Annotated in this window: 11 protein-coding genes and 5 tRNA genes; all 16 read left to right on the top strand. The window is 52.0% G+C overall.

Features of this window, described 5'->3' with window-relative positions:
* Positions 1 to 246 precede the first annotated feature (246 nt).
* The 16 genes from G497_RS0113270 to G497_RS0113185 all read left to right on the top strand — a co-directional run bounded on the left by G497_RS0113270 (position 247) and on the right by G497_RS0113185 (position 16,374).
* Positions 247 to 322, top strand: a tRNA-Thr gene (locus G497_RS0113270).
* A 3-nt stretch (positions 323 to 325) separates the two neighbouring features.
* Positions 326 to 411: transfer RNA gene (locus G497_RS0113265), tRNA-Tyr, on the top strand.
* Between the two features lie 63 nt (positions 412 to 474).
* Positions 475 to 550: transfer RNA gene (locus tag G497_RS0113260), tRNA-Gly, on the top strand.
* Positions 551 to 593: 43 nt separating this feature from the next.
* Positions 594 to 669 (top strand) — tRNA-Thr (locus G497_RS0113255).
* 52 nt (positions 670 to 721) lie between these two features.
* Positions 722 to 1,918, top strand: coding sequence for an elongation factor Tu (tuf, locus tag G497_RS0113250; protein WP_027188507.1), 1,197 nt, complete (start codon positions 722 to 724; stop codon positions 1,916 to 1,918).
* 3 nt (positions 1,919 to 1,921) lie between these two features.
* On the top strand, positions 1,922 to 2,071 hold the full coding sequence (gene rpmG / locus G497_RS0113245) for a 50S ribosomal protein L33 (protein WP_027188506.1): 150 nt from the start codon (positions 1,922 to 1,924) through the stop codon (positions 2,069 to 2,071).
* Between the two features lie 13 nt (positions 2,072 to 2,084).
* Positions 2,085 to 2,161 (top strand) — tRNA-Trp (locus tag G497_RS0113240).
* 186 nt (positions 2,162 to 2,347) lie between these two features.
* On the top strand, positions 2,348 to 2,638 hold the full coding sequence (gene secE / locus G497_RS0113235) for a preprotein translocase subunit SecE (RefSeq protein WP_027188505.1): 291 nt from the start codon (positions 2,348 to 2,350) through the stop codon (positions 2,636 to 2,638).
* A 1-nt stretch (position 2,639) separates the two neighbouring features.
* Complete coding sequence (gene nusG / locus G497_RS0113230; protein ID WP_027188504.1) at positions 2,640 to 3,194, top strand: transcription termination/antitermination protein NusG; 555 nt, start codon at positions 2,640 to 2,642, stop codon at positions 3,192 to 3,194.
* Between the two features lie 61 nt (positions 3,195 to 3,255).
* Positions 3,256 to 3,678, top strand: coding sequence for a 50S ribosomal protein L11 (gene rplK, locus G497_RS0113225; RefSeq protein WP_027188503.1), 423 nt, complete (start codon positions 3,256 to 3,258; stop codon positions 3,676 to 3,678).
* 78 nt (positions 3,679 to 3,756) lie between these two features.
* Positions 3,757 to 4,464 (top strand): 50S ribosomal protein L1, encoded by a 708-nt coding sequence (gene rplA, locus G497_RS0113220; RefSeq protein ID WP_027188502.1) that lies wholly within the window; start codon positions 3,757 to 3,759, stop codon positions 4,462 to 4,464.
* A 197-nt stretch (positions 4,465 to 4,661) separates the two neighbouring features.
* Positions 4,662 to 5,180: a 50S ribosomal protein L10 gene (rplJ, locus tag G497_RS0113215; RefSeq protein ID WP_027188501.1), complete on the top strand. Its 519-nt coding sequence runs from the start codon at positions 4,662 to 4,664 to the stop codon at positions 5,178 to 5,180.
* Positions 5,181 to 5,213: 33 nt separating this feature from the next.
* A complete protein-coding gene (rplL, locus tag G497_RS0113210) occupies positions 5,214 to 5,591 on the top strand; it encodes a 50S ribosomal protein L7/L12 (protein ID WP_027188500.1) in 378 nt (125 codons plus the stop codon).
* 659 nt (positions 5,592 to 6,250) lie between these two features.
* Positions 6,251 to 10,420 carry a DNA-directed RNA polymerase subunit beta gene (gene rpoB, locus G497_RS18265; RefSeq protein WP_051258128.1) on the top strand — a complete coding sequence of 1,390 codons (4,170 nt, stop codon included), beginning with the start codon at positions 6,251 to 6,253 and terminating at the stop codon, positions 10,418 to 10,420.
* A 166-nt stretch (positions 10,421 to 10,586) separates the two neighbouring features.
* A complete protein-coding gene (rpoC, locus tag G497_RS0113195) occupies positions 10,587 to 14,741 on the top strand; it encodes a DNA-directed RNA polymerase subunit beta' (protein ID WP_027188498.1) in 4,155 nt (1,384 codons plus the stop codon).
* A 631-nt stretch (positions 14,742 to 15,372) separates the two neighbouring features.
* A complete protein-coding gene (locus G497_RS0113185) occupies positions 15,373 to 16,374 on the top strand; it encodes a metal ABC transporter solute-binding protein, Zn/Mn family (protein ID WP_027188497.1) in 1,002 nt (333 codons plus the stop codon).
* Positions 16,375 to 16,503: the final 129 nt, after the last annotated feature.

Genomic DNA, 16,503 nt, shown 5'->3' with positions numbered 1-16,503 from the left:
CTTATTGAGAGCTCAAAAACACCCCGCCCGGCAGTGCCAGGCGGGGTGTTTCTCTTAGTGCCAGCAAGGCGTCTTGGCTTGTAGCCGGAGCGAACCTCATTTTTTCCACATCCTTGCGTATTTCGCTTGACTTCAAGAAAGAACACGACTAATGTGCCTTCTCGCATGAGGGAAAAGCACCAAATTGCAATTTACTCAAAATTGTTCTTGCCTTTTCTTCATAACAGAAGTATTAGCTTTTTCGACGCTGGTGTAGCTCAATTGGTAGAGCAGCTGATTTGTAATCAGCAGGTTGCGGGTTCAAGTCCCATCGCCAGCTCCATGTGGTGGAGTTCCCGAGTGGCCAAAGGGAACAGACTGTAAATCTGTCGTCGTACGACTTCGGTGGTTCAAATCCACCCTCCACCACCATAAATTTGAATGCGTCTAAGGCTGTAGGAGGCAGGTTACCTGCCGGGGAACTACGGCGAGTGCGCGGGAATAGCTCAATGGCTAGAGCATCAGCCTTCCAAGCTGAGGGTTGCGAGTTCGAGTCTCGTTTCCCGCTCCACAAAAGCACCCGGTCCCTCCCCACAGCTCGCTAAAACGGAAATGCCCACGTAGCTCAGTAGGTAGAGTGCGTCCTTGGTAAGGACGAGGTCAGCAGTTCAATCCTGCTCGTGGGCTCCATTTTTTCACAATTCACCAACTGCGTGAGAATCAGCAAGTTAGGGAGAACACCATGGGTAAGGAAAAATTTGATCGCTCCAAGCCGCACGTAAACATCGGCACCATTGGTCACATCGACCACGGTAAAACCACCCTCACCGCAGCCATTACCAAAGTGGCTGGCATTGCTTTTGGTGGCGGCAAATTCATCTCTTATGATGAAATTGACAAAGCCCCCGAAGAAAAAGAGCGTGGCATCACCATTTCCACATCCCACGTGGAATATCAAACAGACGTGCGTCACTATGCACACGTTGACTGCCCCGGCCACGCTGACTACATTAAAAACATGATCACCGGCGCAGCCCAAATGGACGGCGGCATTCTTGTTGTAGCAGCAACCGACGGCCCCATGCCACAAACCCGCGAACACATTCTGCTTGCTCGTCAGGTAGGTGTGCCTAGCCTTGTTGTGTTCCTCAACAAGTGCGACATGGTTGACGACGAAGAACTGCTTGAGCTGGTAGAACTGGAAGTTCGCGAACTTCTTTCCAGCTACGGCTTCCCCGGCGACGACATTCCTGTTATTCGCGGTTCCGCACTGAAAGCTCTTGAAGCTACCAGCGCAGACGACCCAGCAGCAAAGCCTATTATTGAACTGCTCAAGGCTTGTGACAACTACATTCCCCAGCCTGAGCGCGTCATTGACAAGCCCTTCCTGATGCCCATCGAAGACGTGTTCTCCATTTCCGGCCGCGGTACCGTGGTAACCGGTCGTGTTGAGCGCGGTATTGTAAAAGTGGGCGAAGAAGTAGAAATCGTTGGTATCAAAGACACCGTGAAGACCATCTGCACAGGTGTTGAAATGTTCCGCAAGCTTCTTGACCAAGGTCAGGCTGGCGACAACATTGGTGCCCTGCTGCGCGGCGTGAAGCGCGACGACGTTGAGCGCGGTCAGGTTCTTGCCGCTCCCAAGTCCATCACCCCCCACAAAAAGTTCAAAGCGGAAGTATACGTTCTTTCTAAAGAAGAAGGCGGCCGTCACACCCCGTTCTTTACGGGTTACCGTCCCCAGTTTTACTTCCGTACCACAGACATCACCGGCATCATTGGCCTTGCTGAAGGCGTTGAAATGGTTATGCCCGGCGATAACGCTACCTTCCTTGTAGATCTGATTAACCCCATCGCTATGGAACAGGGCCTGCGCTTCGCTATTCGCGAAGGTGGCCGTACTGTTGGCGCGGGCGTTGTCTCCGAAATACTGGAGTAACGTATGCGGGTTAACATTCTGCTCGCCTGCACTGAGTGCAAACGGCGCAATTACGCCACCAGCAAGAACAAGAAGAATACCACTTCTCGTCTTGAACTGAAAAAGTTCTGCCCTTGGGACAGAAAAATGACAGTTCACCGCGAAACGAAGTAAACTCTTCCCCTCTAGGGCAGTAGCTCCAACGGCTAGAGCGGCGGTCTCCAAAACCGCATGTTGTGGGTTCGAATCCCTCCTGCCCTGCCACGTTAATATCTGTTCTGCGGTAGGTTCAACTTACCGCAGAACAGTCTTATTGATAGTGGTCCGGCGTATTGCTCTTTCTTCCCCCTCATCTTTTCTCTCTGTCATTATGTATTTTGTTAGAAAAGCTGAACGGGCATACAAAAGTTGCATCGCCTTTAACCCGTGCAATCGCTACACAGGTGCAATATGGGCATCAAGCAGAAATCGCAGAACCAGGCGCAGGCTGCTGGTGTAAAAAGCCAGCCCAAGCAAAAGATGTCTGAACTGGAAACCACACCTGGTTTTTTCCAGCGCATGGCAAATTACTTTCAAGCTTCCCAGGCGGAACTTGCCAAGGTTTCTTGGCCCACCTGGAAAGAAGTGAAAGTAACAAGTTATGCAGTGGCCGGCTTGGTGGTTGTCATGTCACTCTTCCTCGGATTCGTCGATATTCTCCTCGCATGGATAGTCGAGGCCATTTTATCCATAGGGGTGTAAGATGACTCAGGAGCTTGAAGGTTCTCAAAAAGCCCGTTGGTACATTGTTCATACCTACTCTGGCTTTGAAAAGCGTGTGGAGCTTACCATTAAGGAAATGCAACGCACAGCGCAAGACCAGGGGCTGATAGAACTGGTTATTACACCAACTGAAAAGGTTATTGAGCTCGTACGCGGGGAGAAGAAAACCTTCACCCGTAAGTTTTACCCCGGTTATGTCATGATTCGTATGATCATGACCGACTTTTCCTGGCACCTTGTGCAGTCCATTCCAAAGGTTACTGGTTTTGTTGGCGGCAAAAACCGCCCAACACCCATGCGCGACAGCGAAGCCGACCGCATATTGAGCCTTATGGAATCACGTCAGGAACAACCAAGGCCTAAATTCAACTTTGAACGTGACGACGAAGTGCGCGTTGTAGATGGTCCCTTCGGCGGGTTTAACGGCGTTGTGGAAGAAGTAAACTACGATAAAGGCAAACTTCGCGTTTCTGTTTCGATATTTGGCAGACAAACCCCTGTTGAACTTGACTTTGTGCAGGTAACCAAGGGCTAACCATATGTGGGGGCAGCTTACCCTGTAAGCATGGGTGCCCCAAGGTTAAAAGGAAACTATCATGGCCAAAAAAGAAGTGGCGAAAATTAAACTGCAAATTCCCGGTGGCGTAGCTAACCCTTCCCCACCTGTTGGGCCTGCGCTCGGTCAGCACGGCCTGAACATCATGGAATTTTGCAAGGCTTTCAACGCCAAAACGGCAGACCAAAAAGGCACGGTTATTCCCGTAGTTATTACGGTTTACCACGACCGCACCTTTTCTTTCATTACCAAAACCCCTCCTGCTTCCGTTCTGCTTGCCAAAGCTGCCAACGTAGCAAAAGGTTCTGGCGAGCCCAACAGAAACAAAGTTGCCTCCATTAGCATGAAGCAAGTGGAAGAAATTGCTGCACTGAAACTGCCCGATCTTACCGCTAAAGATCTTGAAGCAGCGGTGCGTTCCATTATGGGCACAGCACGCAGCATGGGCATTGACGTTAAGTAGCGTTTAATCAACTGTACTGCCGCGGTGCCATAGTGCGTATTAAGTCGGCAGGAGATTCAAACGAGGATAAGGTACAGCATGTCGAAACGTGGGAAGAAATTCCGCGCCGCAATTGACGGCCTGGATTTACAAGAAAAATTCGCAGTTGAAGAAGCTGTTGCAAAATCACTTGCTGCTTCTTTCGCAAAATTTGATGAAACAGTAGATTTGGCTCTGTGCCTTGGTGTAGACCCAAAGTATTCAGACCAAATGGTTCGCGGTGCTATTTCCCTGCCACATGGCCTGGGGAAAACAGTGCGCGTTGCTGTTTTCTGTAAAGGTGAAAAGCAGGCTGAAGCCAAGGCTGCCGGTGCCGACATTGTTGGTGCTGAAGACCTGGTAGCTGAAATCAAAGCTGGCAACCTGAACTTTGACAGCGCCATAGCCACCCCAGACTGCATGGCCCTTGTCGGTCAGGTAGGCCGGGTGCTTGGCCCCCGTGGGCTTATGCCCAACGCCAAAACTGGCACTGTAACCTTTGACGTAGCCAAAGCTGTACAAGAAGTAAAAGCGGGCCGCGTTGAATTCAAGGTGGACAAAGCCGGTGTGCTGCACTCCCCCCTGGGTAAAGTGTCCTTTGGTGCTGAAAAAATTATGGACAACCTCAAAACTGTTCTTGGTGAAGTAAACCGACTGCGCCCTTCTGCTGCCAAAGGCACCTACATGCGCGCCATGTCTGTTTCCACCACCATGGGCCCCGGCTTTAAGGTAGACCCACAAATTATTCGCAAATTTATTGAAGGCTAATTGAACACCCGCAGGGCTTAGGTTCTGCGGGTTTTCTTCCTTCAATAGGCGGCATTGCCGCCATGGCTAGAGGCACTGGAAATTCGAGTCACAGACAGCAGGCACAAAGGGCTATTTGAGAGGCCCAATGAGAAGACCTGCCGAGACTTTCTTTGGCTCCATTTCCACCAGGCTCAACATAACTTAAGGAGAGTCGCGTGAAAAAAGATCAGAAAGCCGCTATTATTGCCAGCATCAAGGCCGCAACCCAAGATGCAAACATTGCGGTAATCGCCGACTTTAAGGGTATGCCGGTGGAAGAAATGACACGCCTGCGGGTTAAACTTCGCGAAAGCAACGCAACGTTGCTTATTGTGAAGAATACCCTGGCAAGGATCGCCCTTGAAGACGGTCCCCATGCGGTCATTAAAGACACATTCCGCGAAAACTGCGCCATCGCCCTTGGTTCGGATGATCCCGTAGCCGTTGCAAAAGCAATGGTTGACTTTGCCAAGACCAGCAAAACACTTGTTTTGCGCCGCGCGAGCCTTGAGGGTAAAGTACTAGACACTGCACAGCTTGACGCACTTGCCAAGCTGCCAAGCAGGGAAGCACTGCTTGGCCAGTTGCTCGGCACCATGAACGCCGTGCCCACCGGGCTTGTTTCTGTACTTGCAAACACCATTCGTGGTGTGTTGTATGCCCTTAAAGCTATTGAAACCAAAAAAGCCGCTTAACCGCGGGCCAAAGAACCTACAAGGAGTATATCCATGTCTGTTACCAAAGAACAAGTTATTGAATTTATCGCTGGCATGACCGTTCTTGAACTCTCTGAGCTCATCAAAGAACTGGAAGACAAATTCGGCGTATCTGCTGCTGCTCCTGCTGCTGCAATGATGGCAATGCCTGCTGCTGCTGCTGCTCCTGAAGAAGAAAAGACCGAGTTCGACGTTATCCTGAAGGCCGCTGGCGCTAACAAAATTGGCGTTATTAAAGTTGTGCGCGCTCTTACAGGCCTTGGCCTGAAAGAAGCAAAAGACAAAGTAGACGGCGCTCCTTCTACCCTGCTGGAAGCTATAGCAAAAGACAAAGCAGAAGATGCCAAGAAGCAACTGCTTGAAGCTGGCGCTGAAGTAGAAGTAAAGTAACGTTGTTATTTGCTTCTTTCGCAGATCATCTTCTGTGAATTTGCAGGTCCTGTGTTCGCACAGGGCCTGCTTCATTTTCCTTGCAGTAATTCCGCCGGGGTAAATGAGTGGCATTGTTCCTTAACAGTATGCCACCACAGCATTTGTTTCTTTGTGCCCTCTTTGCGCGCCAGGTAAATTGACTCTTGGGGCACACTCTTACTTGCTTGCCATATTGCATTAGTATACAATGGAAACAGTAAGGGTTGATTTTGGGAATAAAGGCGACTGTTGCACTCCTGCTTATTGCCTTTGTGCCGTTGGGCTTCCTCAGTGCACTGCTATGCTTTGCCTGCAATCCGATGAAGTATATAGGCATATTTTCTATTTTTCCACTTGCCTTTTTGGGAGCCTTCAACTATATTGGCTCACTTTGTGTCCACAATGCAGAAAACCGCTGAGCAAAATTGGGCCGTACTTTGCTTGTACCCCTCGCATAACACCCCACTAGACTCGCTGGGCAGGAACCAAAAAACCGTTCCTAGCTTAGCCTTTTGGCGTTTTTAGTGCGCGGAGCTATGCCCGCCCCCCTTTTCCGCAGCATTCCCGGCGAAACGGATAACGATATATTCCCGATGTCCGCGTTCAGAAACTGTTGTTACTGACCCTGAGGTGAAATCATGGCCCAGCTGACAAAACAATTCGGCAAAATCAAAGTTGCCCTCCCTACTCCTCACCTGCTCAACCTGCAGGTGGATTCGTATAAGAAATTTCTGCAACTTGAACCTTCTTTACGTACCTCTGAAGAAGGCCTGGAAGCCGTATTTCGCTCTGTCTTTCCTATTGAAGACTTCAACCGCACAGCTAGTCTGGAATTTGTCAGCTATGAGATTGGCGAACCCAAATATGATCAGGCAGAATGCATCAGCAAAGGGCTGACATACGAAGCCCCCATCCGCATCAAAGTACGCCTTGTGGTGTATGATGTGGATGAAGAAACGGAAAACCGTACCATCCGCGACATTAAAGAGCAGGACATTTACTTTGGTACCCTGCCCCTGATGACGGAAAAAGGCACGTTTATCATTAACGGCACAGAGCGGGTTATTGTTAACCAGCTCCAGCGCTCCCCCGGCATCATCTTTGAGCATGATTCCGGCAAATCGCACTCCAGCCGCAAAGTGCTGTATTCCTGCCGTGTTATTCCCATGCGTGGTAGCTGGCTTGACTTTGATTTTGACCACCGCGACATTCTTTACGTGCGCATTGACCGCCGCCGTAAAATGCCTGCCACTGTGCTGTTTAAAGCCATGGGCATGTCTGTGGTGGACATTCTCAACACCTTCTACAAAAAGGAATACTACCTTCTTGCAGAAGACGACAAGGTGAACTGGGAAGTGGACCCTGCCCTGTACCGCAAAGACAATGCCTATGAAGACATTGTAGATGCTGCGGGCAAATCCATTACCAAAGCTGGCAAAATTATTACCAAACGCGCCTGGAAACAGATTTGCGACGAAGGCATTAAAGCCGTTAGCGTTGCCCCTGAGTCCATCATCGGCCTGTTCCTGGCTGAAGATATTTTGAATGAAAGCACTGGTGAAATTCTTGCCGAGGCTACAGACGAAATCACCGAAGGGCTTGTGGAAATTTTGCGTGAAAACGGCATTGCCCGCATTGCCGTGCTGCACACCAAAGGCACAGACACCTCCTCTTCCGTTCGCGACACCCTGGTACTGGACAAAACCCCGGACATGGAAGCTGCCCAGGTGGAAATTTACCGCCGCCTGCGCCCCAGCTCTCCTCCCACGCCAGAAATCGCTGCCAGCTTTTTTGACAACCTGTTCCGTTCACCGGAATATTACGACCTTTCCCCTGTGGGTCGCTACAAACTGAACCAGCGCCTGGATATTGACCCGAGCTGTGATTTGCGTGTGCTCACCGATGCAGACATCATCAAAGCCATTCAAATTCTGACCCACCTGAAAGACACCCACGGCCCGGCAGACGACATTGACCACCTGGGCAACCGCCGCGTGCGCCCCGTGGGCGAGCTGGTGGAAAACCAGTACCGCATCGGCCTTGTACGCATGGAACGTGCCATCAAGGAACGTATGAGCTTGCAGGAAGTGGGCACCCTTATGCCCCACGACCTCATTAACCCCAAGCCGGTAACGGCTGTGCTCAAAGAATTCTTTGGTACTTCCCAGCTTTCCCAGTTCATGGACCAGACCAACTCCCTTTCGGAAGTGACGCACAAGCGTCGTCTTTCCGCCCTTGGGCCTGGTGGTCTTACCCGTGAACGGGCAGGCTTTGAAGTGCGCGACGTGCACACTTCCCACTATGGTCGTATTTGCCCCATTGAAACACCGGAAGGTCCAAACATCGGTCTTATCGTTTCCCTTACCACCTTTGCCCGGGTAAACGACTTTGGCTTTATTGAAACCCCCTACCGGGTGGTGAAAAATGCCAATATCACCGATGAAATTGTCTACCTGGATGCCTCCCGCGAGCATAACGAAATAATTGCCCAGGCCAACGCGGTAATGGATGAAGAGAATAACCTGCTGGATGAGTTTGTTACAGCCCGTATTCACGGCGACGTACAAATGACCCCCAAAGGTGATGTTACCCTCATCGACATTTCCCCCAGCCAGATGGTGTCCATTTCCGCGGCGCTTATTCCCTTTCTGGAGCACGATGACGCCAACCGCGCGCTCATGGGTTCCAACATGCAACGCCAGGCCGTGCCGCTGCTGCGCAGCGACAAGCCCCTGGTGGGCACCGGTATGGAACGCGACGTGGCCCAGGACTCCGGCGCATGTATTCTGGCCGAAGCCACAGGCGTGGTAAACTACGCCGATGCAGAACGCATTATTGTAAGCTACACAGACCCCATTTACCCGGAATCCGGCGGGGTACGTTCTTACAACCTGCTCAAATACCACAAGTCTAACCAGAACTCCTGCTTTGGGCAGAAGCCTTCCTGCTACCCTGGCCAAAAGGTCACCAAGGGCCAGGTGCTGGCAGACGGCCCCGGTATTGATGGCGGGGAACTGGCACTTGGTAAAAACCTTACCGTAGCCTTCATGCCCTGGTGTGGCTTCAACTTCGAAGACTCCATTCTTATTTCTGAGCGTTGTGTAAAAGAAGACGTATTTACTTCTGTACACATTGAAGAATTTGAAGTGGTTGCCCGCGACACCAAGCTTGGCCCAGAAGAAATTACCCGCGATATTCCCAACGTGGGTGAAGACATGCTGCGCAACCTGGACAACAGCGGCATTATTCGCATTGGTGCCAACGTGAAGCCAGACGACATTCTGGTGGGTAAAATTACCCCCAAGGGTGAATCTCAGCTTACCCCGGAAGAAAAGCTGCTGCGCGCCATATTTGGCGACAAGGCACGCGACGTGAAAAACACCTCCCTGAAAGTTCCCCCAGGAATTGAAGGCACCGTTATTGAGGTGAAGCTGTTCAACCGCCGCTCCGGTGAAAAAGATGACAGAACCCGTGACATTGAAGATTTGGCCCTGAGCCGCCTGGACACCAAGGAACACGACCACATTAAAGCCCTGGGCGAGAGCGTGCGCAACCGCTTTGTGCAACTTGGTGCGGGCAAACAGCTTGCCCAGAACCTGACAGGACAGAAAAAAGGTGAAGTGCTGGCAGAAGCTGGCAGCGTGCCTACCCCGGAAATGCTGGCAGACATGCCCGTGAAAAAATTTGCCGGGCTGTTCAAGTGCAAGGAAACCAACGACGCCATTGCTGAAGAACTGGAAACCTACGAGCGCCAGCTTGAATACATCAAGAACATTTATGAATCCAAGCGCGGCAAGGTAACAGAAGGGGACGATTTGCCCCCCGGCGTTATCAAAATGGCCAAAGTGTATGTGGCTGTGAAGCGTAAGCTGAGCGTGGGCGATAAAATGGCAGGGCGCCACGGGAACAAAGGTGTTGTTTCCTGCATCCTGCCGGAAGAAGATATGCCCTTCTTTGCAGATGGCCGCCCGGTAGACGTTGTGCTGAACCCCCTTGGTGTGCCTTCGCGTATGAACATCGGGCAGATCATGGAAACCCACCTGGGCTGGGCAGCCAAAGAACTTGGCGGGCAACTGGCTGAAATGGCTTCCAAGAATACAGAAATCAGCGAACTTCGCGCCCGGGTGAAGGACGTGTTCTCCACGCAAAAAACCGCCGACCTGGTGGACTCCCTTTCTGATGAAGAGTTCATTGCTTCTGTAAAGGCCATGCGTGATGGTATTGTCACCAAAACTCCGGTGTTTGACGGCACCACGGAAGAAGAAATCTGGGCATGGCTTACCAAAGCTGGTTTGCCCGATGACGGCAAAACCATTCTTTTTGATGGCCGGACAGGGGAATCCTTCAAAAACCGGGTAACAACTGGGGTTATGTACGTACTGAAACTCCACCACTTGGTTGATGAAAAAATCCACGCCCGTTCCACTGGACCATACTCCCTGGTAACCCAGCAACCCCTTGGTGGTAAGGCCCAGTTTGGTGGCCAGCGTCTTGGGGAAATGGAAGTGTGGGCACTGGAAGCCTATGGCGCCGCGTACCTTTTACAGGAATTCCTCACCGTCAAAAGCGACGACGTGGTGGGCCGCGTAAAAATGTACGAAAAAATAGTCAAAGGGGACAACTTCCTGGAAGCTGGGCTGCCTGAGTCGTTCAACGTTTTGGTGAAAGAACTCATGAGCCTTGGCTTGGATGTGAACCTGATTCAGGAAGAAGGCAAAAGACGCCCCAAACGCTCGGGTTATATGGCCCAGTTGCCAGAAGGGGCCCAACCTGAACCAATGGAATTTTTCAATAATTCTGAAGAATAACCATTGTGTTTTGGCCGCGCAGCTTAGGCTGTGTATGCATTCTCAAGGACTGGGTAACGCCCATATCCTTTTAAAATAACAGCACAGGAGAGAAACAGCGGCTTTGCCACCCCGTTTTCAGGCAAGGCCGCACTTTCTCCCTTACGAAACACTGGCAGGTATACCTATGTCTCTAGACGAACTCTTCGCCGTCAGAGGTTCTTCCGCCACCGTATCCAATATTAAGAACCTGCAATCTATTCAGGTTTCCATTGCCGCGCCGGAACGTATCCGCGAATGGTCTTATGGTGAGGTTAAAAAGCCGGAAACCATTAACTACCGCACATTCAAGCCAGAACGTGACGGCCTTTTCTGCGCCAAAATTTTCGGCCCGGTAAAAGACTATGAGTGTAACTGCGGCAAATATAAGCGCATGAAGCACCGTGGCATTGTGTGCGAAAAATGCGGCGTGGAAGTTATTGCCTCCAAAGTACGCCGTGAACGCATGGGCCACATTGAACTGGCTGCCCCTGTGGCACACATTTGGTTCTTGAAGACCCTGCCTTCCAAAATTGGCACATTGCTTGATATTACCATGGCAGACCTGGAAAAAGTACTGTACTTCGATTCGTACATTGTGCTTGACCCAGGTAGCACCAACCTGACCCGCCTTCAGGTTATTTCTGAAGACCAGCACTACCAGGTGCTGGAACACTACGGTGAAGATGCCTTTACCGTGGGCATGGGTGCGGAAGCTGTGCGCAGCCTGCTGGAAGAAGTGAAACTGGAAGAACTGAAAGTGGAATTGCGCGAAGAATCGCAGGCCACCCGTTCCCAGACCAAAAAGAAAAAGCTCACCAAGCGCCTCAAAATTGTGGAAGCGTTCCTGGAGTCTGGCAACAAGCCAGAGTGGATGATTATGGAAGTTATTCCAGTTATTCCACCAGAACTGCGCCCCCTTGTGCCGCTGGATGGCGGGCGTTTTGCCACTTCCGACCTTAACGACCTGTACCGCCGCGTGATCAACCGGAACAACCGTTTGAAAAGGCTGATGGAACTGGGCGCTCCTGACATTATTATCCGCAACGAAAAGCGCATGCTGCAAGAAGCAGTGGACGCACTGTTCGACAACGGCCGCCGTGGCCGTGCCATTACTGGCACCAACGGCCGCCCCCTGAAGTCCCTTTCCGACATGATCAAGGGCAAGCAGGGTCGCTTCCGCCAAAACCTTCTGGGTAAGCGCGTAGACTACTCTGGTCGTTCCGTTATCGTTGTAGGTCCAAAACTGAAGCTCCACCAGTGCGGCCTGCCCAAAAAGATGGCCCTGGAACTGTTCAAGCCCTTTATTTATTCCAAGCTGGAATCCAGGGGTCTTGCCTCTACCATTAAAAGTGCCAAGAAAATGGTGGAACGCGAAGAACTGGTAGTGTGGGACATTCTTGAAGAAGTGGTGCGCGAATACCCCATTATGCTGAACCGCGCCCCTACGCTGCACCGCTTAGGCATTCAGGCCTTTGAACCACTGCTGGTGGAAGGCAAGGCCATTCAGTTGCACCCCCTGGTGTGTTCTGCCTATAACGCCGACTTTGACGGTGACCAGATGGCCGTGCACCTGCCCCTTTCCATTGAAGCACAGGTGGAATGCCGGGTACTCATGATGAGCACCAACAACATTCTTTCCCCTGCCAACGGCGGCCCCGTTATTGTACCTAGCCAGGACATTGTGCTTGGCCTGTATTACATGACAGTGGAACGCGACTTTGAAGATGGTGAAGATAAAATCTTCTGCGCCCCATGGGAAGTTATCGCCGCGTACGATGGTGGCCAGCTTGGCCTGCACGCCCGCATCAAGGTACGTATTGATGGTGAACTCATTCAAACCACCACTGGCCGTATTCTTGTGCGCGACATTCTGCCCAAAGGTATTCCCTTTGAGAACGTCAACTGCGTGCTGACCAAAAAGAACATTGCCCGCCTGGTGGGTTCTGCTTACCGCGACGCTGGCAGCAAGGCCACCGTAATTCTGTGCGACAGGCTCAAAGACCTGGGGTACGAATACGCAACGCGCGCTGGCATTACCATTGGCGTGAAAGACTTGCAAATTCCTGATGCCAAAAAAGGTATTATTGAGGCTGCCAAGGATGAAGTGGACAACATTCAGCGCCAGTACCACGACGGTATCATCACCCGTACTGAAAAGTACAACAAGGTGGTGGACGTGTGGACAAAAGCCACCCAGGACGTTTCCACAGAAATGGTCAGATCTATTTCCACCGAAGAAATAGTGAACAAAAAGACGGGCGAGACCAAAACCAACGCCTCCTTTAACCCAATATTCATGATGTCCACCTCCGGTGCCCGAGGTAACCAGGACCAGATGCGCCAGCTTGCTGGGATGCGCGGTCTGATGGCCAAACCTTCCGGGGAAATCATTGAAACCCCCATCACTTCCTGCTTCCGGGAAGGGCTGGACGTTTCCCAGTACTTTAACTCCACCCACGGGGCACGGAAAGGTCTGGCCGATACCGCGCTGAAAACAGCCAACTCCGGTTACCTTACCCGCCGTTTGGTAGACGTGGTACAAGACGTTATTGTAAGCACAAAAGACTGCGGCACAGTGGACGGCATTGAACTGAGCCACCTGGTAAAGGGCGGCGAAATTAAAATGCGCCTTGCAGAACGCGCCCTTGGCCGCGTTACCCTGTACCCCATCTACAGCCCGGAAACACGTGAACTGCTGTTCCCAGCAAACACGCTTATTTCCGAAGAAGTGGCCCTGGCCCTGGACGATGCAGGCATAAACTCCCTCACCATCCGTTCCGCGCTTACCTGCCAGGCAGAACGCGGCGTGTGTTCCCAGTGCTACGGGCGCGATTTGGCCCGCGGGCACCTGGTGAACATTGGCGAAGCTGTTGGGATTATTGCTGCCCAATCCATTGGGGAACCGGGCACGCAGCTTACCATGCGTACCTTCCACATCGGTGGTACGGCATCGCGCGAAATTGAACGTTCCAATATTGCCGCCCAACACGCGGGCCGCATCATTCTTTCCCGCGTAAAGGCCGTACAAAACCGCGAAGGCCAGTTCATGGTTCTTTCCAAGAGCGGCCAGGTAAGCATTGTGGACGAGCAAGGCCGTGAACGGGAAAAGTACATTCTGCCCAACGGCTCCAAGCTGGTGGTGAAGGAAAACCAGGATGTGCAAAAGGGCGACCTTATTGCTGAATGGGACCCCTTCAACGAACCATTCGTTTCCGAAGTAAACGGTGTGGTAAAGTTTACCGACATTCTGGAAGGCCGCACCTACCAGGAAAAAGTGGACGAAGCCACCCACATGTCTTCGCAAACAATTATCGAATACCGCTCTACCAACCTGCGGCCTTCGGTTTCCATTTGCGACGAATATGGCGAAGTGAAAAGCCGTCCGGGTTCTGCCCTGGCTGCCACCTACACCTTGCCCGTGGGCGCCCTGCTCATGGTGAAAAACGGCATGGAAATTGAGGCAGGCGACATTATTGCCCGTAAACCTCGCGAATCTTCCAAAACAAAAGACATCGTGGGTGGTTTGCCACGCGTTGCTGAACTCTTTGAAGTGCGTAAACCCAAAGACATGGCTATTGTTTCCGAAATTGACGGAACCGTGGCCTTTGCCGGGGAAGCCAAAGGCAAGCGCAAGATTATTGTGACGCCTGAAGCCGGGGAAGCCAAAGAATACCTGGTACCCAAAGGCCGCCACATTATTGTAAGCGATGGCGACTTTGTGGAATCTGGCGAAATGCTCACCGAAGGCAGCCCTGAACTGCACGACATTCTGCGTACCAAGGGTGAAAAATTCCTTGCCGCATATCTTGTAGAAGAAATTCAGGACGTGTACCGCTTCCAGGGCGTGGCCATAGATGACAAGCACATTGAAGTCATTGTGCGGCAAATGCTGCGCAAGGTGCAAGTGCTTGACCCAGGCCAAACCACCTTCCTGGTGGGCGAACAGGTAGATAAAGCCGAGTTCCGCACTGAAAACCTGCGCACTGTGGCTGAAGGGCTTACCCCTGCCAACGCAGAACCGCTGGTACTGGGTATTACCCAGGCCTCCCTTACCACCTCTTCCTTCATCTCTGCGGCTTCCTTCCAGGAAACCACAAAGGTACTGACAGAAGCGGCCCTGAAAGGGAAAAGCGACACCCTGCGCGGCTTGAAGGAAAACGTTATTGTAGGCCGCCTCATTCCTGCTGGCACTGGCTACCGCGAATATGTGCATGCAGAAATCGTGGTGCCAGAGCAGAAAGAACGTCCGGACAAGTTCCTGGAAGAGCTGGAAGCGAGTCCCCTTCTTGTGGACTTCTAAACTACCGCTTGGGCTTCGTGGAGATGTACAGGCAGCAAGCTGTCTGTACCCTCCGCCCTCGCTCCATGGCTCGCTAACGCTCGCGACTGCCGTCAGCAGGGAAGGCAGATAGAGCAAAGGCTTTGGGTAAGGGCTGGACAAATAAATGTACTCCTGCTTCCCAAAAAGCTCGTGCCTTGCCAAATGCAAAACTGAGCATTTTCCAAAGGCGATTTCAGTAGTGCATTGTTAAGAAAAAGTGGATTATTCCGTTTGGCGGCGTTGTTCGTCAATTTGTCAGGGGGGCAGGACCAAAGAGTCCAGCCCCCCTTTCAAATTGGCAGCACGCCTTGCCAAACGAAAAAACTCAACTTTTTCTAATGCCAGTTTTAGGGTTACTCAAACAAGCCAAGTACATTCTCTGGCCTCATCATCTTTTTATCTCAATACGTACCAGTAACCAGCGGAACAAAACACAAGCTTACGGCAAAAAGCCGGTAACTTAGCCGCCAAAACAGGTTACCTCCTGTTTTCCCCCTTGACCCCACCCGCACATTGTCTACAATGGATAAGGCCAAACGGCCTTTCCCGGTTTCGGTGTAAAGGCCTCCTGTAACCATATCGCCCTCTTGGGTATCCTCAAGGAAATTCCATGCATATGCGTCCATCCTCCCGCATCACCTGCCTCAATATTGTCGCTATTCTGTTATTCCTCGTCACCGCATCACTTGCCCACGCAGCAGCACCCGTAAAGGTAGTGGTCAGCTTGGCCCCGCAAAAATATTTCCTGCAACGCCTGGCTGGCACTGCGTTGGAAGTAACAGTACTGGCCTCCAGCGGCAGCGACCCACACACCTTTGAACCCTCCCCGGCCCAAATGCGCGCCGTGGCAGGGGCACAGGTATACTTTACCATTGGGGCCCCGTTTGAAGCGGCCTGGCTCCCGCGCATTCAAGGTGCGGCAAAGCAACTGCGTATTGTGCCCTTACATGCCGCATTAGAAGAAGATGCTGACCACCATGAAGACGAAAAACATGCCGAGCCTGCCCACAAAGGTGAGGAAAAACATGCTGAGCCCGGACATAAAGACGATGACCACGACGACCACGCCGAAGCCCACGCTACAGATGCCCACGGTCATGGGCACACAGGCAAAGACCCCCACATTTGGCTGAGCCCAGCCCTTATGTTGCGCATGCTGGACGTCATGGAAAAAGAAGTTGTGGCCCTGTTACCTGAAAAGGCCAACGCCGTTACCGAAGCAGCGACTGCCCTGCGTAACGACATACAAACCCTGCAAAAAAGCATCCACGCTCAGTTTGCGCCATTCCCGGCCAAGCAACGCCTGTTTCTGACTTTTCACCCGGCCTGGCATTATTTCGCTGAAGAATTCGGCACCACCGAACTGAGCATTGAAATTGACGGCAAAGAACCAAGCCCCAAAGCCATGAAGAAGGTAATTGATACAGCCCTGCACCACGGCCTGAACACTGTCTTTATTGAACCGCAGTTCCCCAAAAGTGCTGCCGCTATGGTGGCAGATAGCATTGGGGCGCGAATTGTAACGGTGGACCCCTTGCAAGAAGACTGGCTGGCCCTGCTTCAGTCCTTCAGCAAGGAACTGGCGGCCTCTTTCCCCCATGTTCGCCCATAAGGAAACGCTGATTTATTCCGTTTGCAGCTTCCCTAAAGCCGACGGCAGTCGCGAGCGTAGCGAGCCGTGGAGCGAGGGCGGAGGGAACAGGCAGCTTTGCTGGCTGTTCATCTCCACGAAGCCCGAGTG

The sequence above is a fragment of the Desulfovibrio cuneatus DSM 11391 genome (genome assembly GCF_000430005.1).
GTDB classification, from domain to species: Bacteria; Desulfobacterota; Desulfovibrionia; order Desulfovibrionales; family Desulfovibrionaceae; genus Frigididesulfovibrio; species Frigididesulfovibrio cuneatus.
Note: the sequence above shows the minus strand (reverse complement) of the source record. Positions and strands in the feature narration are given on the sequence as shown.